General features: G+C 32.9%; 11 protein-coding genes and 5 pseudogenes. 8 read left to right on the top strand and 8 right to left on the bottom strand.

Annotated features, from left to right (window positions below):
* Nucleotides 1–60: 60 nt before the first annotated feature.
* Nucleotides 61–743 (bottom strand): annotated as a pseudogene (locus tag BWZ41_RS03290) (IS6 family transposase).
* 87 nt (nucleotides 744–830) lie between these two features.
* Between BWZ41_RS03290 and BWZ41_RS03285 the strand changes: the two are divergent.
* Both BWZ41_RS03285 and BWZ41_RS03280 read left to right on the top strand, forming a co-directional pair.
* Nucleotides 831–1,244 (top strand): ankyrin repeat domain-containing protein, encoded by a 414-nt coding sequence (locus BWZ41_RS03285; protein WP_277750551.1) that lies wholly within the window; start codon nucleotides 831–833, stop codon nucleotides 1,242–1,244.
* A gap of 409 nt (nucleotides 1,245–1,653) precedes the next feature.
* The gene (locus tag BWZ41_RS03280) at nucleotides 1,654–1,926 is read left to right on the top strand and encodes an ankyrin repeat domain-containing protein (RefSeq protein ID WP_143689382.1); all 273 of its coding nucleotides are present in this window, start codon (nucleotides 1,654–1,656) and stop codon (nucleotides 1,924–1,926) included.
* Here BWZ41_RS03280 and BWZ41_RS08675 read toward each other — a convergent pair.
* Nucleotides 1,809–3,443, bottom strand: coding sequence for a hypothetical protein (locus BWZ41_RS08675; RefSeq protein ID WP_458695265.1), 1,635 nt, complete (start codon nucleotides 3,441–3,443; stop codon nucleotides 1,809–1,811). The genes BWZ41_RS03280 and BWZ41_RS08675 overlap by 118 nt on opposite strands.
* Before the next feature lie 19 nt (nucleotides 3,444–3,462).
* Between BWZ41_RS08675 and BWZ41_RS08345 the strand changes: the two are divergent.
* Nucleotides 3,463–3,723, top strand: a pseudogene (locus BWZ41_RS08345) (ankyrin repeat domain-containing protein); the annotation flags it as partial.
* The gene (locus tag BWZ41_RS03245; protein ID WP_338323584.1) at nucleotides 3,724–6,255 is read left to right on the top strand and encodes an ankyrin repeat domain-containing protein; all 2,532 of its coding nucleotides are present in this window, start codon (nucleotides 3,724–3,726) and stop codon (nucleotides 6,253–6,255) included. It begins immediately after the preceding pseudogene.
* Between the two features lie 143 nt (nucleotides 6,256–6,398).
* On the opposite strand, the pseudogene BWZ41_RS03240 reads toward BWZ41_RS03245, so the two are convergent.
* The 3 genes and pseudogenes from BWZ41_RS03240 to BWZ41_RS03230 form a co-directional block, all read right to left on the bottom strand.
* Nucleotides 6,399–7,243: pseudogene (locus tag BWZ41_RS03240) on the bottom strand (IS630 family transposase).
* Between the two features lie 154 nt (nucleotides 7,244–7,397).
* Nucleotides 7,398–8,241 (bottom strand): annotated as a pseudogene (locus BWZ41_RS03235) (IS630 family transposase).
* Between the two features lie 179 nt (nucleotides 8,242–8,420).
* Entirely contained in the window at nucleotides 8,421–9,305 is an 885-nt protein-coding gene (locus BWZ41_RS03230; RefSeq protein WP_241653937.1) for an Rpn family recombination-promoting nuclease/putative transposase, read from the bottom strand.
* Nucleotides 9,306–9,433: 128 nt separating this feature from the next.
* On the opposite strand from BWZ41_RS03230, the gene wmk reads away from it, so the two are divergent.
* From wmk to BWZ41_RS03215, 3 genes and pseudogenes are all read left to right on the top strand, one after another.
* On the top strand, nucleotides 9,434–10,891 hold the full coding sequence (wmk, locus tag BWZ41_RS08670) for a WO male-killing family protein Wmk (protein WP_143689380.1): 1,458 nt from the start codon (nucleotides 9,434–9,436) through the stop codon (nucleotides 10,889–10,891).
* The gene (locus tag BWZ41_RS03220) at nucleotides 10,891–12,051 is read left to right on the top strand and encodes a phage tail protein (protein ID WP_143689379.1); all 1,161 of its coding nucleotides are present in this window, start codon (nucleotides 10,891–10,893) and stop codon (nucleotides 12,049–12,051) included. The genes wmk and BWZ41_RS03220 overlap by 1 nt, the downstream gene beginning before the upstream one ends.
* A gap of 191 nt (nucleotides 12,052–12,242) precedes the next feature.
* A pseudogene (locus tag BWZ41_RS03215) lies at nucleotides 12,243–12,770 on the top strand (IS5 family transposase); the annotation flags it as partial.
* On the opposite strand, the gene BWZ41_RS03210 reads toward BWZ41_RS03215, so the two are convergent.
* From BWZ41_RS03210 to BWZ41_RS03200, 3 genes are all read right to left on the bottom strand, one after another.
* Nucleotides 12,715–13,518: a hypothetical protein gene (locus BWZ41_RS03210; protein WP_143689378.1), complete on the bottom strand. Its 804-nt coding sequence runs from the start codon at nucleotides 13,516–13,518 to the stop codon at nucleotides 12,715–12,717. The pseudogene BWZ41_RS03215 and the gene BWZ41_RS03210 overlap by 56 nt on opposite strands.
* A gap of 115 nt (nucleotides 13,519–13,633) precedes the next feature.
* Nucleotides 13,634–14,146: an RDD family protein gene (locus BWZ41_RS03205; protein WP_143689377.1), complete on the bottom strand. Its 513-nt coding sequence runs from the start codon at nucleotides 14,144–14,146 to the stop codon at nucleotides 13,634–13,636.
* A gap of 175 nt (nucleotides 14,147–14,321) precedes the next feature.
* Nucleotides 14,322–15,386: an RDD family protein gene (locus BWZ41_RS03200; protein ID WP_241653885.1), complete on the bottom strand. Its 1,065-nt coding sequence runs from the start codon at nucleotides 15,384–15,386 to the stop codon at nucleotides 14,322–14,324.
* Nucleotides 15,387–16,270: 884 nt separating this feature from the next.
* Here BWZ41_RS03200 and BWZ41_RS03195 point away from each other — a divergent pair.
* On the top strand, nucleotides 16,271–21,724 hold the full coding sequence (locus tag BWZ41_RS03195; RefSeq protein ID WP_143689375.1) for an ankyrin repeat domain-containing protein: 5,454 nt from the start codon (nucleotides 16,271–16,273) through the stop codon (nucleotides 21,722–21,724).
* Nucleotides 21,725–21,746 lie beyond the last annotated feature (22 nt).

Raw genomic sequence — 21,746 nt, 5'->3', positions numbered from 1 at the left:
GGTTCTGTCGCATCTATAAATTGTAGTACAAGAAGATTGTAAAAACTGGAATTATGAGAGTTATAGAGCCATTAACATAGCAAAATTTTCAAAAGTAGAACCATTATCATTAGCTTTAATAATTTGTCTTTTTTGAATCATACGAATATTTTCTATGCCTGTGATGGTGATCTTTGCAGAATGGAAGCTTTTAAACCCAAGCATTAGTTTTATTAATTTTTTGATAAATCTATCAACAATATTATTTAGATATCTTACTTGAAAAACCGTGATTCTATAAGGTTCAGGAATTTCCGTATTCAAGTCATCAAGAGCAGCAATATTACTGCCGCTTTTATCAATTACTACTTTCTCAGGAAGATTATTCCTTCTAAAGGCTTTACGAAAGAATGCAAGTGCTGCAGACTTGTCTCTACGAGTACACAGCAGAAAGTCTACAGTATTGCCGAGACTATCTAGTGCTCTGTATAGATAAACCCATTTACCGTTTAATTTTATGTAGGTCTCGTCCATTCTCCAGCTACTGCCAACCTGCTTCTTCCTTTTCCTCACCTCTTCATCTATCAGTGGCACAAATCCACCTTTGTAGCGTAGCATGATCAATTTTCGCTCCTCTTATACTCATCATTTCTTCCAAATCTCGATAGCTCAAAGAAAATCGACACTTCATGTATACTGATAACATCTGCTGAAAAGCTAAATCCTTTGAAATAGGGCAATAATTTTGGACTAATACGCAACATCTTTGCTTTTTTAAAGATGATTATATTACTTCTTTTCTATTTTCCTACAAATGAAACTGACTTCGCTCTATAGATGCGACAGAACCTGTGAACCTACAGAATGAAGATGGTATGAGTTCTTTGCACTTTGCTGCTGAAAGTGGTAACTTAGATATAGTTAAGTATCTTATAGGGAAAGTGGATGATATAAATTTACAGGATGAAGATGGTATGAGTTCTTTGCACTTTGCTGCTCAAAATGGTTACTCAAATATCGTCGAGTTTCTTTCCAGTGAGTCTAAGAAAAAAAGATTAGAAAATATGAGCACAACATCCGAAGAAAATACATCAAATATACAGCTATTTCAAGATAATCCATCAGATGTATTAATGCAATTCGAAGATTTTGATGATGGAATACAAAATGACATTTATAATAAGTCAGAGGGGAAAGTTAATAGTCAATTGGAAAATAGTGATTCACAGCAGTTAGTTGACGATAAGTACTGGTGCATGCAATAAAATGAAGAAGCATAAGTGATAAGGTATCTATGCCTTTATTTAACAGAATGGTGGCAGACTAACCCATCCCAAAACAAACTCTTCTCTCACTGGCTAATTTTGGTTGTTAAAAATGGCTGCAATATTTAAGTTATTAGTGATGTATATTATTAAGCTAATGATAGTTTATTTGAAAGTACAAAGAGAAATTTATGGTAGTTTTCTACTTTAACTAGAATAAAATTCTTCTGATTCATACCTCCCATTTTATGAAAATATTCCTAACTTTTCCGCTACTTTTTCTTGTCAAGGTCAATTCTTAAGAAGGGCTATAAGTTATTGCGTGACGATATAACCTATAGAATTTCATCCATAATTTTCCGATTATTAATAACTTTGCTATAAGAATATAATTTTGAAGGGGTGTAGGATGAGCGATTTAAGCAGAAATACAAATGATGAATTACTTAAGGCTGCTAAAATAGGTAGTACTGATGAAGTAACCCGTCTAATAAGTGAAGGAGTAAGTGTTAATGCAGTAGATGATAAAGGAAATACTCCTTTACATTTAGCTGCTGAAAAAGGTCATAAAGAGATAGTAAAGATCCTATTGGATAAAGGGACAAATGTTAATGCAAAAGATGTTGATGGAAAGCCTCCTTTCGGTTTAGCCACTAATGAAGAAATAAAAGCTCTATTGTAAAACACAGATGAATTACTCAAGGCTGCTAAAATAGGTAATACTAATGAAGTAACCCGTCTAATAAGTGAAGGAGTAAGTGTTAATGCAGTAGATGATAAAGGAAATCCTCCTTTACATTTAGCTGCTGAAAAAGGACATAAAGAGATAGTAAAGATCCTATTGGATAAAGGGACAAATGTTAATGCAAAAGATGTTGATGGAAAGCCTCCTTTCGGTTTAGCCACTAATGAAGAAATAAAAGCTCTATTGTAAAACACAGATGAATTACTCAAGGCTGCTAAAATAGGTAATACTAATGAAGTAACCCGTCTAATAAGTGAAGGAGTAAGTGTTAATGCAGTAGATGATAAAGGAAATCCTCCTTTACATTTAGCTGCTGAAAAAGGACATAAAGAGATAGTAAAGATCCTATTGGATAAAGGGACAAATGTTAATGCAAAAGATGTTGATGGAAAGCCTCCTTTCGGTTTAGCCACTAATGAAGAAATAAAAGCTCTATTGTAAAACACAGATGAATTACTCAAGGCTGCTAAAATAGGTAATACTAATGAAGTAACCCGTCTAATAAGTGAAGGAGTAAGTGTTAATGCAGTAGATGATAAAGGAAATCCTCCTTTACATTTAGCTGCTGAAAAAGGACATAAAGAGATAGTAAAGATCCTATTGGATAAAGGGACAAATGTTAATGCAAAAGATGTTGATGGAAAGCCTCCTTTCGGTTTAGCCACTAATGAAGAAATAAAAGCTCTATTGTAAAACACAGATGAATTACTCAAGGCTGCTAAAATAGGTAATACTAATGAAGTAACCCGTCTAATAAGTGAAGGAGTAAGTGTTAATGCAGTAGATGATAAAGGAAATCCTCCTTTACATTTAGCTGCTGAAAAAGGACATAAAGAGATAGTAAAGATCCTATTGGATAAAGGGACAAATGTTAATGCAAAAGATGTTGATGGAAAGCCTCCTTTCGGTTTAGCCACTAATGAAGAAATAAAAGCTCTATTGTAAAACACAGATGAATTACTCAAGGCTGCTAAAATAGGTAATACTAATGAAGTAACCCGTCTAATAAGTGAAGGAGTAAGTGTTAATGCAGTAGATGATAAAGGAAATCCTCCTTTACATTTAGCTGCTGAAAAAGGACATAAAGAGATAGTAAAGATCCTATTGGATAAAGGGACAAATGTTAATGCAAAAGATGTTGATGGAAAGCCTCCTTTCGGTTTAGCCACTAATGAAGAAATAAAAGCTCTATTGTAAAACACAGATGAATTACTCAAGGCTGCTAAAATAGGTAATACTAATGAAGTAACCCGTCTAATAAGTGAAGGAGTAAGTGTTAATGCAGTAGATGATAAAGGAAATCCTCCTTTACATTTAGCTGCTGAAAAAGGACATAAAGAGATAGTAAAGATCCTATTGGATAAAGGGACAAATGTTAATGCAAAAGATGTTGATGGAAAGCCTCCTTTCGGTTTAGCCACTAATGAAGAAATAAAAGCTCTATTGTAAAACACAGATGAATTACTCAAGGCTGCTAAAATAGGTAATACTAATGAAGTAACCCGTCTAATAAGTGAAGGAGTAAGTGTTAATGCAGTAGATGATAAAGGAAATCCTCCTTTACATTTAGCTGCTGAAAAAGATCATAAAGAGATAGTAGACATCCTATTAGAAAAAGAAGCGGATGTTAATGCAAAAGATGATAAAGGAAATACTCCTTTACATTTAGCTGTTATGAATGGCTGTTCAAAGGTGATAGAACAGCTTGTAGGGTCACCAGGTTTTGATCTTAATATAAGAAACAATTTTCACCATACTCCACTAAATTGTCCTCTTAAAATTTACTCATACGATAAATTAGATGCAGTTAAAATTTTAATTAAAGCTCTATTAAATAACGAGATTGATGTTACAGGCTCTGCCGATAGTATTTTAAGTTGGGCTGTAAAATTAGGCTACTCAAATATTGTTAAAGAACTTATCAAGCTACCAGGTATCGATGTTAATCAATTAGATATCCTTTTTAGTGATGGTGGATTTCCTCTATATCTTGCTGTTAAGGAGAACAAGATTAGTATAGTCAAAGAACTATTAAAGGTACCAGATATTGATGTTAACAAACAGCAAGTTCTGTATCGCATTGATAGACCAGAAAGTTATGGTTATAATCCTTTAAGTTTGGCTATTAAAAATGGTTATAAAGAGATAGTAGAGATCCTATTAGAAAAAGCGGATGTTAATGCAAAAGATGGCTATGGTAATATTCCTTTACATTTAGCTACTGAAAAAGATCATAAAGAGATAGTAGAGATCCTATTAGAAAAAAAAGCAGATGTTAATGCAAAAGATGGCCATGGCAATATACCTTTACATTTAGCTGTTGAAAATGGTTATAAAGAGATAGTAGAGGTCCTATTAGAAAAAAAAGCAGATGTTAATGCAAAAGATGTTTACGGAAAAACGCCTTTACTTTTGGCTGTTGTTTATGGTCATAAAGAGCTAGTAGAGATCCTATTAGAAAAAGCGGATGTTAATGAAAAAGGTGCTTATGGATGGACACCTTTAAGTTTGGCTATTCGAAATGGTTATAAAGAGATAGTAGAGGTCCTATTAGAAAAAAAAGCAGATGTTAATGCAAAAGATGTTTACGGAAAAACGCCTTTACTTTTGGCTGTTGTTTATGGTCATAAAGAGCTAGTAGAGATCCTATTAGAAAAAGCGGATGTTAATGAAAAAGGTGCTTATGGATGGACACCTTTAAGTTTGGCTATTCGAAATGGTTATAAAGAGATAGTAGAGGTCCTATTAGAAAAAAAAGCAGATGTTAATGCAAAAGATGTTTACGGAAAAACGCCTTTACTTTTGGCTGTTGTTTATGGTCATAAAGAGCTAGTAGAGATCCTATTAGAAAAAGCGGATGTTAATGAAAAAGGTGCTTATGGATGGACACCTTTAAGTTTGGCTATTCGAAATGGTTATAAAGAGATAGTAGAGGTCCTATTAGAAAAAAAAGCAGATGTTAATGCAAAAGATGTTTACGGAAAAACGCCTTTACTTTTGGCTGTTGTTTATGGTCATAAAGAGCTAGTAGAGATCCTATTAGAAAAAGCGGATGTTAATGAAAAAGGTGCTTATGGATGGACACCTTTAAGTTTGGCTATTCGAAATGGTTATAAAGAGATAGTAGAGGTCCTATTAGAAAAAAAAGCAGATGTTAATGCAAAAGATGTTTACGGAAAAACGCCTTTACTTTTGGCTGTTGTTTATGGTCATAAAGAGCTAGTAGAGATCCTATTAGAAAAAGCGGATGTTAATGAAAAAGGTGCTTATGGATGGACACCTTTAAGTTTGGCTATTCGAAATGGTTATAAAGAGATAGTAGAGGTCCTATTAGAAAAAAAAGCAGATGTTAATGCAAAAGATGTTTACGGAAAAACGCCTTTACTTTTGGCTGTTGTTTATGGTCATAAAGAGCTAGTAGAGATCCTATTAGAAAAAGCGGATGTTAATGAAAAAGGTGCTTATGGATGGACACCTTTAAGTTTGGCTATTCGAAATGGTTATAAAGAGATAGTAGAGGTCCTATTAGAAAAAAAAGCAGATGTTAATGCAAAAGATGTTTACGGAAAAACGCCTTTACTTTTGGCTGTTGTTTATGGTCATAAAGAGCTAGTAGAGATCCTATTAGAAAAAGCGGATGTTAATGAAAAAGGTGCTTATGGATGGACACCTTTAAGTTTGGCTATTCGAAATGGTTATAAAGAGATAGTAGAGGTCCTATTAGAAAAAAAAGCAGATGTTAATGCAAAAGATGGCCATGGCAATATACCTTTACATTTAGCTGTTGAAAATGGTTATAAAGAGATAGTAGATACTCTACTAGAAGTAAAAGGGATTAATGTTAATGCACAAGATGTTCATGGAAAAACGCCTTTACGTTTAGCTGCTGAAAAAGATCATAGAGAGATAGTAGATACTTTTAATGAAAAAATAAAAACTCTATTAAAAGAATCAGGATCAGAAACTACAAATCAAGGAGCTGATAAAATTGTAAGCTTAGAAAGCAAAGCACAACAGGGAGCTATTAATGCAGGACAAGAAACACAAACAGAAGAACAGACGAGCTCTTTTTTTGCCAATTTATTTAGCATAGTTATGAAGCCTTTTTCTTTAATAGGATCATTTTTCAGTGGATTCTTCTCATGGTTATTTGGTTTTAACACTGATGAACCTGTCTCACAATCTGATGATAATATTTATTCATCTGAATCTAATTTATTTGACGATAATAGTTATGATGCAACGCATATGAGTTTTATGGAGTAGCATGATATGTATTAAACAAGACTTGATCTGATACTTTAAAAAAGTAAGTTATAAAATAAAAAAAGAAAGGAGTGTTAGATATGAGTACAATACAAACAAAAATACTAAAACCAAAGTTAGAGTTATAGCTCTTCTCATAATAGTCAGAATAAAAAAGCAGAATCAACAGCTTGACGGAAAGACTTAAAAATAGGGATATTTTTTCTAGCTCTGTTCTTTATAGCAAACCACTGATGCTCAATTTTGTTAAAGTCTGGAGAATATGGAGGAAGATAAAGAATTTCAGCACCAACTCCTTTAGCAAGATTATCTATTTTTTTAGATTTATGAAAAGTAGCGTTATCAAGAATTACAGTTTGGCCAGACCTTAAAATTGGAGTTAAAAACTGCTCAAACCAAGCCTCGAAAACATCCTTATTACAATATCCTTCAAAGGTCAATGGAGCAATGATTTTCTCTTTATTTAGAGCTGCAATCATACTGACCCGCTGAGCTTTTTTACCTGATTTTAGTGAATGAAACCTCTCTCCTTTTCTGCAGTATCCGTATGGGTAGTCTTCTGTATTATCTATTCCAGATTCGTCAATATATACAAGATTTTCATGACGTTTTGTTGCTATAACCTTTGAAAAGTGAGCTCGCTTCTCTTCATTTCTTTCTTTATATCCGTAGGTCTTTTTTTCTTGTAAATCCAATATTTTAAGTGCACGGTGAATCGTTTGTCTACTGATATTGCCCCAGCATCTCTGACTGAGTTTTGCCACCATGGTTTTTTGCAAATTTGGTAAAAACATTCCAGTAAGTAATTTTATGCTACGCTTCCAGGCTTTTTTGACTGAAAATCTCCCGTTTCCTTACGTCTTTTCTGCCACTCATATAGAGTAGTTTTTCCAATTTTAAATCTCTCGGCAACATTTGCTCTACTTTCTCCTTCATCCAATGCTTCCATTGCTTTTTTCCTTAAGTCGTAACTATACGCTGCTGGCATACAAACCCCACTACCATAAATCCATATCTTAACTTCTTTGGATTATTATGAGAAGAGCTATATTATACCAAAATCCATTACTGACCGAAAAAATAAGAAACATTACAAACTCGTTTAATAGTAGTATAGCTCTTTTCATAATAGTCCGAAAAGCTTATAGAAAAGCAGAATCAACAGCATGACGAAAAGATTTGAATAAAGGACTGTTTTTCCTAGTTCTGTTTTTTATAGCAAACCAATAATGTTCAATTTTGTTAAAATCTGGAGAATATGGAGGAAGATATAAAATTTCTGCACCAACTCCTTTACCAAATCTTATTAGACTTATGAAAAGTAGCATTATCAAGGATAACAGTTTTTCCAGGTTCCAAAATCGGTGTCAGGAACTGCTCAAACCATTTATTAAAGATATCCATATTACAATGGCCCTCAAATGTTAACGGAACAACTATTTTTCTACCTTTTAAGGCTGCAATCATACTGATTCGTTGAATTTTTTTACCAGATTTTAGAGCATAAAACCTCTGTCCCTTCTGGCAATATCCATAACTCGGTGTTATCAACGCCAGACTCATCTATATAAACTAAGTTTTGAGGTTCTTTTGTTGCTATAATTTTCAAAAATTCAGCACGTTTTTCTTCATTCCTTTCTTTGTATCCATATGTCTTTTTTTGCGTGTGAGTGCAACTTTTTTAAGAGCTCGATGGACCGTTGGGATACTAACATTGCTCCAAGGCTTAGCCATTTCCAATAGAGTTTTTCCACCATGTTTTTTGGCAAATTCAGTAAATTTATTCCTGTCGGTAATTTTGTGATTATAACCTACATTTCCAAGTTTTTTTGACTGAAAATCTCCTGTTTCTTTTTTTCTTTGCTGCCACTCCCATAATGTAGTTTTTCCAATTTTAAATCTTGCTGCCACTGTTTCTCTGCTTTCCCCTTCTTCTAGCACTTCCATTGCTTTTTTTCTTAAATCATAACTATATGCTGCTGGCATACTTACCTTCACTACTATAAAAACTTATTTTACCTCGTTTGGACTATTATGAAAAGAGCTATAATTGAGCAGTTTCTCATGGCATTTTTACTATATGCTTACCGCATAACATTTGTGCTGCAATTACCGGGTTTTTATCTAATATAAGAATATTCATTTGGGTGTCAAAAGGGATAAAATCAGATCAAATCTTTGACTTCGTCAATTGTGAGACCAGTAGTTTGAACTATAATATCAACAGAAACGCCTGCTTTAAGTAGGTTTTTTGCAACTTCAATTTTACCTTTTTCTTTGCCGATTAGGATACCTTCTTGTCTACCTTTTTCTTGACCTACTTTAAGACCCTCATCAAATTTTTGAGCTAAAGCAGCTACCTCATCCATTATGCGTTTTTTCATTTGTTCATATGCTAGTAACTCTTCTTCTGACCAATTAAACTTATTCATTTCTTCATAAGCTCGTTTTATTATTACGTCACTACCAACTATCTTATCTAGATCCTCTTCGTTTGTTTCTGCTGCATAGCGAAAAAAGTAACACCATTTTTCTACTATATTTTCTAGTTGGTCTTCTTTTGTCTTTGTAAATTTTGGTAGCTCTATGAATACGAAGTAAAAATCCTTCAAGTCATGTTCAAAGCTATTTTGATCTAAAATGACATGATTAGATTTGTACTCAGCCTTATCTGGAAAGATGATACAATCAGCAACAGCAATAAAGATAATTTCCTTGAGATTATGATAATTATCACCTTGATCAGCTTGACTTGAGTATGCTTTGGCAGCATAATACTGAGCACGTTTTTCGAAGCCCTTGGTCTTAGTGAACTGCATTTCTATAATATATCTTGAACCTTGAGAGTCTTTACAAAGAACATCGACAATACTCTGCTTTTTAGCGGCAATTTCAGGGTCCAAAATGGTAGCTAGGAATTCAACATCGTGAATAGCAGCTAAGCCAGTGAAGCCTAAAATATCGTTCAAGAAATGAATGAGAATATCTTTATTCTTCTCGGTGCCAAATATTCTTTTAAAGGCATAATCATTGCGTGCATCAAAGTAAATTTAAGAAAAAGCCATGATAAACTAACCTAAAAAGCATTAATAATTATACACAATTGTGAAGAAATATTCAACTAAAATGCAAACATTTTGTATATCTTTATTTGGTAGTATTAACTTGTATAATATTTATGGCAAATATCTCGATAAGGTACCAAATAGCACAAAAAGTAAGGAGCTGGAGATTAAAACGAAAACATACTCTGAAGGATTTAGCAGGCAAAGCAAACATAAACTATCATACACTGCTAAGATATGAACAAGGAACATGTGGCATTCCAATTGAAAAGTTAAAAATATTAGCAGGGGCATTATCAATTCCTGTTGGAAATCTCTTTCCTAGACGAAAGGTGCTAAAAGAAGATAGTTGTTTTGACAAAGCTAAGACCCAGGAAATGTATAATTTCATAGAAAAAACAGGAGGACACAAAGCAATTTATATGTTAACCAAATCTGTCCGAGCTGAGGAAGAAAGTAATATAAAAGCAGCAAGAATAAGAATTGCAAAGAATCTAGTGAAGGCGGGGTTTGCTACTGAGATTATCTATCGGGCAACAGGCTTATCAACTGATGAATATGATAATAAGAAGGAAAAAGGTTCTGAGCATTCAAATGAAGGACAAGAGATCAAGAAGTGGAGAATAATCAGAGGATATACACAAGAAGAATTAGCAAAAAAGCTTAATGTAGGACCCTCACAGATACATCACTATGAACAAGGTAGCGTTACTCTTTTAAGTGAAAGGTTATGGGAAATAGCAAAAGAATTATCAGTGGATACTGAAGATCTGATAAAGGAATACAAAGAAAATGATTGCGAAGATGGTGAAGCAGAAAATGAGTTATTAGGTTTGGCAAGAGAATATAGAAAAATTGACAATCAAGAATCACGAGATGAGCTAAATATATGGGTAGAATTTTTATTGCAAAGAAAGCAAATTTACAAAGAGAAGATTGATAAAGTAGAGAAAATAAAAGTTACAAATAATTTACTTAAATTTGCAACAGGAGAAGATCTTGACTCTTTAGCTGAATTTTATGGAGTAGAGAGGCAAAATGAAGAAGATGATGAACATTTTAGAAAAAGAATAAAAGCAAAAATAGCAGGTTGGTCAACAGGAGGAAGTAAGGAATATTATAAATATCATGCACTGTCAGCAGATAGTAGAGTAAAAGATGCATTAGTAGAATCACCTATACCAGGGAAAGTACAGATCTCAATTTTATCAACAAAGTTATCCACACTGCCAGAAGAGCTACTTGAAATTGTAAGAAAGCAAGTTACTAGAGATGATATAAGGGTTTTAACAGATACAATAACAGTAGCTGGTTGCAATATTATGGAAATAGATATTCACAGCAGAATGAGCATAAGTCCTGTAATATCGAAGGAAGAAATCAAGAAGCAGTTTATTAAGAAGTTTGAATTAGCAAAAAGATTAGGGTGGAGTGTAACAAGATCATGGATAATAGCGAATCTATTTGTAGAGGGTGTAGAGAATGTAGAATTAATAGAACCAAAAGAGGATGTTGTGGTTCTGGGAAATGAATGTGCAAATTTGCGAAATTTAAAGATTGAGTTGAATTAATGTTACTGCCACCAAACGCAACAAAGCAAGAGCAAGTACTGGTTGATGCAATAGATTATAAGGTAGATCCAAGCTGTATAAGAGGGTTTAAATTTAGATTAGAAGAAAGAATATTACCTTGGCTAATTGAGGAATATGAATTGGGGGAAATTCTACGTTGGATAAGGGATAAAAGAAAAGCCGTAGTAGAAGGAGTAAAATTTCAAAGACTGAGAGGAACACCAGCATCACTCAAAATAGCACTCAAATGGGCAAATATAGAAGATATTACAATTATCGAAGAACCACCTGGCAAGCACTTTTTTGAATTACAGATAGGAATAAAAGATGTTCCAAATAACTTTTTTGTAGATGCAGTAGTAGAGCTTGCAAAACTATCATTACCAGCAAGATCAAGGCTAATGAGGATTTTCAATGATCACTACAACGTTGATAGGTTTATTTTAGATGAAAGTTTTTTTGGAAATTTGTTATCGGATTACTCAGGTATAAAGGTTGAAAAGGATGGACCAGTGTTATCATTTGGAAGAGTAAATTTTTTCAGGTCTAGTGGTCCAGTTATTAGGATTATAGAAAACTATCTACGCGATCATTATGAACGGGCTTTAAACAATGATATATATCGCCTAGATGTAGCAATCCTTGGAGAAACAGAGCCTCACACAAAGGATTACAAAGGCATTTATGAAAGAAGTCATCAGTGGTATAACTTAAAAGCCCTGTATCCTCTAACTCAAAGCTTATTACCGTCGATTAAATTTGCAAAAGCGCAAGTTATATTATCGGACAGTTGGAACTTAGGAGAAACAAATGCGTGCTTTCCAGTAAGTAGCGTAGAAGAAAAAGGAAATAAATTTGTATTGGGAAACGATAAACTTTCAGGGCAACGTTGGAATTTAAAACACAAGCCAATTTTAGAAAGGTTTAGCGTTACTCACCACTACAAAATAGAAAATTATACAGATCAGAAGGTCAGAAAATATGTTTTAGCAGAACACAACGTTTACTATAAAAACGACTTATATTCAGAGCAAAAAGACTCAATACACGAATTAGAAAAGCACATTTTAGTGTTTTACCCGGGAGTACTGAAATGGCACGAACATCGACATTTGCACAGAAGTTGGAAAAATAGTCAAGCAATATGTGTAATAAGTTAAATACTTATATTTAGATCCTCATATATTATATTAATAATAGTTTAAAGTGTATGAAATAAAAAGAAAAGGACTTGCTTTCTTATGCTAAAACGGACATGACTTGAATAGCAGCAGGTAAATATAAGAAATTTATCTAACGCTAGAAAAGCTAATTTTGTGAGGTATGAAATGAGTTTTAGTAAGTTTTTTANAAAAAAAATAGTTGGCGTGGTCCGACAAAACAATGGTCGGAAAGAAAAAACCAGCTTCTGCATAATTGATGCACAAAGCGTAAAAAATGCAGATACTGCTGAAGAAAAAGGCTATGATGCAGGCAAAAAGTTTCAGGAATAAAACGCCATATTGCGTTAGATACGCAAGGTTTACCCCACGCAATTTATATAACAACGGCAGAAATAACTGATCGTAGTAGCGCTGTGAGAATGGTTAAAAATGCTAAAGAAAACCTATCTGAAGTTAAAAATATACTAGTTGATGCTGGCTACACAGGAGAAAATTTTGCAACACAAATAAAAGCAACTATTGGCGCTACCGTTGAAGTAATAAAGCGAAACGAATTACACACCTTTGTCGTATTGCCGAAAAGATGGGTTGTTGAGAGATCTTTTGCTTGGTTGCAAAAATGTAGGCGATTGTGGAAAAATTGCGAGCGGAAACTCAACACTAGCCTGCAAATGGTCGTTCTTGCTTTCGCTGCTTTGCTTCTGAAAAGATTATGAACAGGCTCTGAGGTACTTCTGTAACTTGTTGCTTTCCCGTAACGTTTTGGCTTTCTGTTGTAATCTGCTGTCCTTGAGTAACTTGTGGGATTTCTGTAACTCGTTGTTCCTCTGTAATCTGCTGCCTTTCTGTAGTCTGTTGGTCTCTTGTGATCTGAGGAACTTCTGTGACTTGTTGTTCACTTGTTTCAAAAAGCTTATTTAATGTTTCAGAAATCTTCTCCTTGAATTCAGGTGGAAGATCAGAAATGATCTCTAAGATTTCTTGTATAAAACTCTTAAACTTTCCCTCCTGTATGTTAATTTGAGTAGTCGCTCCTTGTTGCGTTCTGCTTGACTCTGTAGTTGGCTGTTGATTTTCTACAACTGTATTAATCGGAGTAGTAGCCTTTTGTAGTGTCTTGTTATAAAGAATATAATCATAATCATCAAAATATTCTGCAACTTCCTGTGCTACATCCTTGGTTTTTTCCCTATTCTCTTTGTTATTCAATCTATTCCAAGCATGTTTTACACGAAACATTAACTTGCGTAACTCACTATATGCCTTTTCTCCTGCCTTCTTTAACGATTCCTTATCTACTCTTTGTAGTGTTTTGATTATCTTCTCGAGAAACGATGAGCGCAAATCTCTCTTTACACGATCAAACTTATCACTTGTATTAACAATATCACCTATCAGCCTACCTACTTCATCATAATCAATACTATCATCTTTTCTAACGCTACCAGATTGACCTATACTCATTCTATCCCCCAAATACATATAGTGAAGAACACCTATACTATCTTAAATACTAGTATAACTATACCTATATACAAATATTTGCAGTGTCAATATTTTTTAAATCAAACGTTAAGGCTTATAATCTTATTGCAACAGTCCTAGTAATTTTATCGTGAAGAAACTGTTTTTGTCTGTCAAATATCGCATGTATTGAAACTAATATTGTAGCTGCAAAAACTAAAAATAATGAAGGCTTAAACAACCACTCAGGAACATACTTATCAAAAAAATCGCAAAAGCATATAATCAATACAAAATACAACACTGGATTAACCACTTCAGATAAAGCATATCTAATTATTGCTTGCATCAAAGTAACATTTTTCAGTGTATTTGCGTCTTTTATACAGATACAACACAGTAGTTGCCCTGGAGTACCACCAACTCTTTTTACCATGATTACCCTGAATATTATTGATAGCAAAAAAAATAAGCAAATGTACATAATTAAGTATTTAGATTCAGTAAGATCAAGAGTTATTATTACAAGCAAACAATAAACTAACGAAGCTCCCATAACAACAGAGCAGTCAATAATATGTGCTATGACACGCCTAGCTATTCCTGCATAATTTACTTTAGTATCCATCTATACTCCTCACATGCTCACCTAGTATGTAATATTAGCAATTAAATAATAGTAAAATGAGTTTGCTGTTTGATTAAACTACTGGATAAAATTGATTTCATCACAAGAAACTGCATTTATAACTAATGTGAGAAACCCATTACAGTAAATATGAACTTGCGGCCAGAAGGAAAAATTAGCTTGAAGATTTGTGGTATATTGCCACTGTCTTTGCAATTTTATCATGAAGAAATTGCTTGCGTCTGTCAAATATTCCACATATGAAAATTAGTATTATAGCTGTAAAGGTTAAGTCTGATAAAGGTTCAGACCACCATTTAGAAATATACTTATTAAAAAAGAATATATCCATAATAAACAAAGAACTCAATATGAAGCTAATAACTTCAAGAGAAACATATCTAATTATTGCTTGTATTAGAGTAATATTGTTAAGTGTATCTGCATCTTTGATATGAATGCCGCATAACGATTGTCCTGGAGTACTACCAGATCTTTTTATCATGAATACTCCAAATACTATTGATAGCAAAAAAGATAAGCAACTACGTGTAATGAATAATTTAAATCCAGCAATGTGAAAAATTGCCCCTACAAGAACCAGCAAGACTAAAGAAATTCCTATAGTAATAAGATGGTCAATAATATATGCTATGGCACGTCTAGTTATTCCCACATAGTTTAAATTTAAATGACATTCTTCAGGTTTATAGTCTACCACTACCGTATTTGCAATTTTATCGTAGAAAAGCTGCTTGCGTTGATCAAATATTGAAGGTACTAGGATCAATATTGGTAAGATTAAAAACCACTCAGAAATGTAATAGACAGGTATAAACAAAAGCGCCTTGAGAGTACTTCTTGTCACTACTTGCATTAAAGCAGCGTTTTGAAGTGTATTTGCATCTTTTATATACATATCAAGTAGTAATTTTCCTGGAGTCCATCCAAGTTTTGTTATCATTAATACTTCTAATGCTATATATACTAAACTATCTAATAATATACCTATGTCTCCTAGTATTTCATGTCGTTCTGATATAAGGCCAGTATCAGTGTCGGTATCAGAAAAGACATAATTAAAAAAGTTAGTAAGAGATTCTTCTGGTAATATAAATGAAATTAACAAAAAAAAGAATGAACAGCAGACTAGGAATGTTGTTTGGTCAACTAAATACGCTGCAATACGTTTAGTAACTTTTGCATAGTTCACTCTAACACCCATTTTTGTATCCAACACTATTATCTAATGTTATTATGTTAGTGCTTAAATAATAGTAAAATTGCTGCTGGTTGAGAGCATGAGAAATATTTACATTCATATAGAAAACATGGGTTCCTTTAGCATCACAACAAATTGAATTATTTACTTCCTCCAAAAAACATAAAAAGATCGTATATTTGTGAGAACAAGCAGCGTAAAAATAGAGTTGTGAAAGCAGAAGCTTGAAATCTTTGCAACAAAGCTAAGCAAATTAGTTCATATGTAAATTTAGCTGAAGTAGGCTAATATGGATGGTTTTAGCGCACAGTGAAATTACCATATAAAAAAGTTCGCACGGATCATTTGGTAGACCATGCGATTCCAAAACAAACTCTTCTCACAATAGCTGACTTTGGTTACTGGAAGTGGCTGTATCATTTAAGTTTTTAGTGATATGTTGAAGTTGAATTAGTATTGAGAAATAGAAAGAGTACATTGTAGTAAAAAAACTAGAGGTGTTTTTGCTAAGGATTGGCTTTAGTTTTAAAAACATAAATTATGCATTTTAAATAAAATACTAAAACACGTAAAAGTTCTTGCTCTGCTAGATCTTTTTAGCTACAATACAGTTTAACATAATGAATACATGGAGTATTACATTAGATGCATTGTATTATGTACATCATTCAGAAAGCAATCCTGACTTTCTTAAGAATATATCTAGTTTAGTCAGAAATCAAAAGAAAAGCACACTGTTACTCAGCGATCAAAGTTGCTTAGGATTACCGTAAGGTTTCTACAGCAAATTGATTTGGTATAGGTGCATAAAAATCAAATGAATTAGATGTCAAAACCAATCTTCAGAAAAGAGTTTTACGACAAAACAATTCAAATATGATCATTAAAATATAGGGGGCTTTATGTTAAGTAAAGAAAATACAGGGAAACAGATAGCAGGTAATCAATCTAACAGAGAGGGCACACTGCTAACTAATAATCAGCAAATATTACAGCTGCCAGAAGGTTTTACAATAGGAAAAGCAATTGGAGGAGGGGATTGTTTCTTTGATGCGGTTGCACAGACACTTAGACAGCTTAAACCTAATATGGAATTTACTATTAGGTCGTTACGTCAGCTTTGTAGGGAACTAGCTTCAAGTGATCAACAATTAAGAAAGCAAGTTATACAGGATGCTAAAAAGCTTGAGGGTTATGGAGTAATACTTCCGCAGCCTGGTATTAATGATGATGAATTATGGGGTGCTTACTTGGATAGCATAGAATATACTGTTGAAGATATAGAAAAAATGAAGAGCACAAGTCTACCCTTGCATCAAGCATTAACTGGCTTAAAGTATGGAAGTACGTTGCAGGTTCCTATATGGGGCAGGCCTGAGATTGAGGGAAGGATGATTTGTAAAAAGTATAATGTCAAGCTACATGTTATAGAGAGCAATCTATGGTATACTGATGATAAGCAACAAGAGCCTTTTTTGCATCAATTAATAGATGATTCAGGTTTAAGAAATATAGGTGGATATGATAAAGTTGATTATAACGATGGTAGTATCTTGCATATAATAAATCGAGGATATTCTCATTTTGAGCCAGTCTTGAGAAAGAAAGACCAGCAGATATTAACTCATTCTAATCTAACTCAAAGTAAGCCATCTTGTGTTGACATTTCTTGGACGCGGGAAAGCAAAAAAATGGCCAGCGATGTGCCATTGATAAGTGAAATACATAGAAAATTCATTAGCATTATAGAAGATTCTAATCTCACCGAATATAGAAAGCTTGAAAAGCTAAAAGATTTTTTTAGGGTATATAAAAGGTTAGATGTCAATTTTCAAGTTAACCAACATAATGATACACCGTTACATATTGCTGTTTATAGTGGAGAATTGCGAATTATCAAATTTCTACTGAAGGTGGGAGCATGTACTGATATTAAAAATAGAGCGGGAAAGACTTCTATGGATATTGCTGAAGATAATGACAGAGAAGATATTTTTCAGATATTGCAGCCATTTGTTTTTTATAAAGAAGTTTATGTACCAGGAGATGGTAATTGCTTATTTTGGTCTGTTGCTTTAGCTTACTTAACTCCCGTAAAATTTGATGATGATATCTTCTGTGAGAGGTTTAAAAAACTATTTACAAACGATCATGATGTGCATGTAATACAAAGGTTAATTCAACAAGGTAAAGCAGATGTTTATGGAGATAGTACGCTAATAAAGTTGGTAACGAGTGTATTTCGTAGTGAAATTATTGATGCAATGCATTTAAATCAAAAAGTGCTTAAAGCTCAGATTAATATGGAGGATTTTCTTGAGAGTCAAAGTGGAAGTTATTTTATAATTGGTACATTTAAAAAAAATTTTGAATGTAAATTTGGTAATAAAAAAATTAAGCAGTGTAATATTGATACTAATAAACTCCAACCCAACATCTTTGATAAGAGCGCAGTAAAAGAGATTTGCACCGAGCTTAATAAGATAAAAAAATGTGAAATTCAGGAGTTTTTATTTGAAACATACTTAGAATGCATGAAAATGCCTGGAACTTGGGGTGGAAAACATGAAATAAATGTAATATCTGAGCTACTAGAGGCTGCGATAATAGTGTCTCAAAAAGATTTGAAAGATTATGTATTATACAATCAAGAGAAAAAATATTGTAATAAAATATACTTGTCCTATGAGGGATGGCAACATTATCAATTTTATCAAGTAAAGCATTCAAATTTAATAAAGTTTGTTCTAAGTTTTGTACAGTCATTTGAAATGAAGCTTACTATATATGATGTACTTGCAAGTACGCTAAGACAGGAAAATAGAGTGTTTTTTGATGGAATAGACACTAATAATTTTGTACTAAGCATCTTTGGATTTTCAGCGCATGCAGGTAGTAGAATAATGCCTGATGAGAGAGCATCTTTACAAATAGGTCATGTAATAAAAGCGACAAAGAGTTTTATTAGTTTATCAGACTTAATAGAAACATTTAATCAATACAAACTAGGCTTTAGAAAAGTATTAGTAGATGCTGGATGCGATATTTTTCAAAGTTTGGAAATGCAGTTTGAGAAAATTGGTTTTAATTATGTTTCAAAGGTAGTAGACGATATCACAGATAAGATCATTGAATATTATGTTCAAAAAGAACATACGAGAGATTTGAACCATATATGGGTAGCTGAAGCTCTTGTTTTGAATAAATATTTGCAAGAAATGTCTGGTGAAATAGTGCAATATGGAGAGAAAAATTATAATCTTAGAGATTTATATGAAAATATTGGAGTTGTAGAAAGACATAAAAGTTCTTTTATCTATTATAGAAAAAATAATAAAGATAGCCAGTATGGTTATCGTCGTTCCCTTATAGGTGAAAAGTCAAAAGAAGTATATGACACAAAATATACTAGAGTACAAACTACAAACTTAGAACTTGAAAGCTACGTGTATTCTATAGATCCGCAAGACTTCAAGGATATTGTGGAAATGGTATTTTATATTGTTAATAAGGAAATTTACATTCCAAATACAAAAAGATTTGAGGGTTTTATAGTAAGAATTAAATCCCATATTGAACAGGAGGTAAGCTTTTTAAACAAGCATATCTTATCTTATTATCAAGAACGCAAACGAAACTTAGATATGCATATGAAATCCTTGGAGTTCAGTAAAGATATAAAGTGGCTAAAAAAGGCTAAAAAAAACAGTGATGTTATATCTTTGATGGAGAAACATTTAAAAACAATACCAAATTCGTTTTATTATCAGAAAGTAAAAGAAGCATTTGTCAGCCATGCTGAAGTAATCTGTCAAGACTATAACAATCTCTTCGAATTACAGTGTAATGATACAGTGGAATTTAGAAACCTCTGGTCTTGTGTAAAGGCATCAAGTGTAAAAACATTGGCGCTTATGTTAAAGAGAATGGATTTTAAGGGTGTGTGTGCTCCAGTAGAAGAATTCACTGGAAGACAGGAACAAATAAATGATATATATGGGAAATTGCAAGAAGGAGCTGTAGTAATAGTAGGTCCATCTGGTATTGGCAAAACTCAATTAGCTAGAAAATTTGTTGAAGAGAATAAGGGAGTTTATCTTAATGTCTATGAGGTAAATACTCAAGATATGTTATCCATAGAAAGTTCTTTTACCTCTTTTGTTCGAGATAAGTTAGCCATTTCTATGAAAGAAGATAAAGAAAGGAAGAAACATCTATTTCTTTTTCAAGGGGCTAAGAAAGAAGACGTGGAGAAGATTTTGGAGATAAGAGGTCAAAGAGGTGGTTTTGATTGCTTATTTACTTCTTCTGATCAGAATTACAGAAATATGGCGGAAGTAGATTTGAATAGTCTCAAAGAAGAACAAGCTAAACAACTTGTCAAAAGAGTTTTAGAGATAGCAGACAAATCGCAAGACGAACAAATAGAAGCACTTGTAAGAAAGTTAAAAAATTTTCCATTAGCTATAAAGCAAGCAGCAGCATGTATTAAAAACAGGAAATTAGGAGAAGAATTTGGAATTTTTGAATATTTAGTACAGTATGAAGATTATGATCTGGTACTTCCAAAAAGCACCTTGCAAAACGAATACGATAGAGTATTGCAAATAACATTGCTAGTTTCTATAAAAGCAATACAAAAAATCGATTCTAGGAAAGAAATTTTTCAAATCTTAGGTACTATGGCTTATCTTGGTCTTGGTCAGATCGATCCAGATTTATTTTATACCTTAGTTAAAGATGAGCATGAGCTATACTTCATACTTGAATTACTGGAACGATATTCCGTAGTTTACATAGAAAAGAAAGATGAATACAAAGTGTACGTTATGCATGAATTGGTAAAAAAAGCAATACGTTTACAGTTTAGTATAGATGAGGAAGAACAAGTGTTAAGCCATACAATAAAATTAGTATTTGGAACCGAGGAAGATCTTTATATAAGAAATGTAGGTCATTTTTTGTCTTTGTTTTATCATAGCCAGGGGTATGAAAGTTTAGTGAAAGAAAGCTGTGATCTTGCATGCACGATTGTGAGCGTCTTCAATATGTTGTGCGAGTATAAAAAAGCTTTCACATTTGGATCAGAAGCATTAAAAGTACTTATTACAGTAGATGAAGAGACAGTAATAGCTAGATATGAAATAGCTCGTACAATGATTGCCTTAGGGGAATATGATTTAGCATTAAAAATACTTTGGGATTTAAAAAAACGAGACGACTTAAGTGATGTTTTTTCTCTCCTAAGTTTGGATAAAGAAATAATTCTTATTTACTTCAAACAGAAACGTTATGAAGACGTATTCTCTTATATGAGAAGTGATCATTTTCTACTCACAAAATTGCCTGACGAGAAAAATCGATGCTACCTGGATAACTATTTAAGTATAGCAAATACTATAACTAAAATATTTGTAATGCAAGGAAGATATTGTGATGCATTTACAATATTATACTATGGAAGAGAATTAAGGGATGAAATTTTTCTTAAAAGAAATGATTTTGACCCCTATGGTAATCTTTATCTTTATCCTTCTAATATGCATGAATTTTATAATTTAGAAGCAAGATATATCTATGCCTTAGCATCTTTCTTTATAAGTCAAGATAAGAAAAAAGTAACTATAAATGAAGAATTGTTACCACATAAAGAAGATTTACCTCGCGCATTTAGTGTACAAGCTTTGTTTAAGCAATTGCAAGATATTCTCAAAAATCAAGAAAGTAGTAAGTACTTACAACCAGCTCCTTATTCTGTTAAAAGTAATATAGGGGAAGAACTTCAAAAACAAGCAAGAGAGAAAGCATTGCAAAGTTTTGAAAGAGTGCTGCAGCTACAGAAAGGCTATGGATTTTTAGAGAGCCACCCTAAAGTACTATCTGTTAAGTTTTACATAGCCCTTTTACATAGCTACTTAGGAGATAGAGAAAAAGCATTACAGGAGCTTCGACAAGTGCAAGAAGCACAGGAGGAAGTTATAGGGATGAATCATCCTGATACTTTAGAGACTGTAGATGCTATACAAAAGTTGTTTACTAGAGATGAAGATAGATTGACATACTTAAGAAATGGGATAGAAAAAAGAGAGTCACTCTTAGAATTTGAGAAATCTGATTTAAATGCTCAGGGTATTTCAATCTTAAAAAGGCTTTATGTAGAGAAAGATAACAAAGATTCTCCTCCAGTCCATGCTTCATCAAGTGAAGAGTTACTGCTAGGAAATAAAAGGTTCCTAGGCACAGAGAGTACACAAACTAAAAGGAGAAAAATAGATAATCAGCAGCAAGTAAGTAGTTATTTAGATAGTGTCAGCGTTGACTTTAGCCATCAGCAAGATGCTGTAGTCAATTTATAGTATACTGACCTTACAAAAAAAA

Origin of the sequence: Wolbachia endosymbiont of Nilaparvata lugens, assembly GCF_007115045.1 — a bacterium.
Lineage (GTDB): Bacteria > Pseudomonadota > Alphaproteobacteria > Rickettsiales > Anaplasmataceae > Wolbachia.
The sequence above is the reverse complement of the archived record's forward strand: the minus strand, read 5'-3'. Positions and strand labels throughout refer to the sequence as shown.

Coding starts and splice junctions, on each gene's coding strand:
- BWZ41_RS03280 (WP_143689382.1), top strand. CDS start 1,654: ATGAGCGATTTAAGCAGAAATACAAATGATGAATTACTTAAGGCTGCT.
- wmk (WP_143689380.1), top strand. CDS start 9,434: ATGGCAAATATCTCGATAAGGTACCAAATAGCACAAAAAGTAAGGAGC.
- BWZ41_RS03220 (WP_143689379.1), top strand. CDS start 10,891: ATGTTACTGCCACCAAACGCAACAAAGCAAGAGCAAGTACTGGTTGAT.
- BWZ41_RS03210 (WP_143689378.1), bottom strand. CDS start 13,518: ATGAGTATAGGTCAATCTGGTAGCGTTAGAAAAGATGATAGTATTGAT.
- BWZ41_RS03205 (WP_143689377.1), bottom strand. CDS start 14,146: ATGGATACTAAAGTAAATTATGCAGGAATAGCTAGGCGTGTCATAGCA.
- BWZ41_RS03195 (WP_143689375.1), top strand. CDS start 16,271: ATGTTAAGTAAAGAAAATACAGGGAAACAGATAGCAGGTAATCAATCT.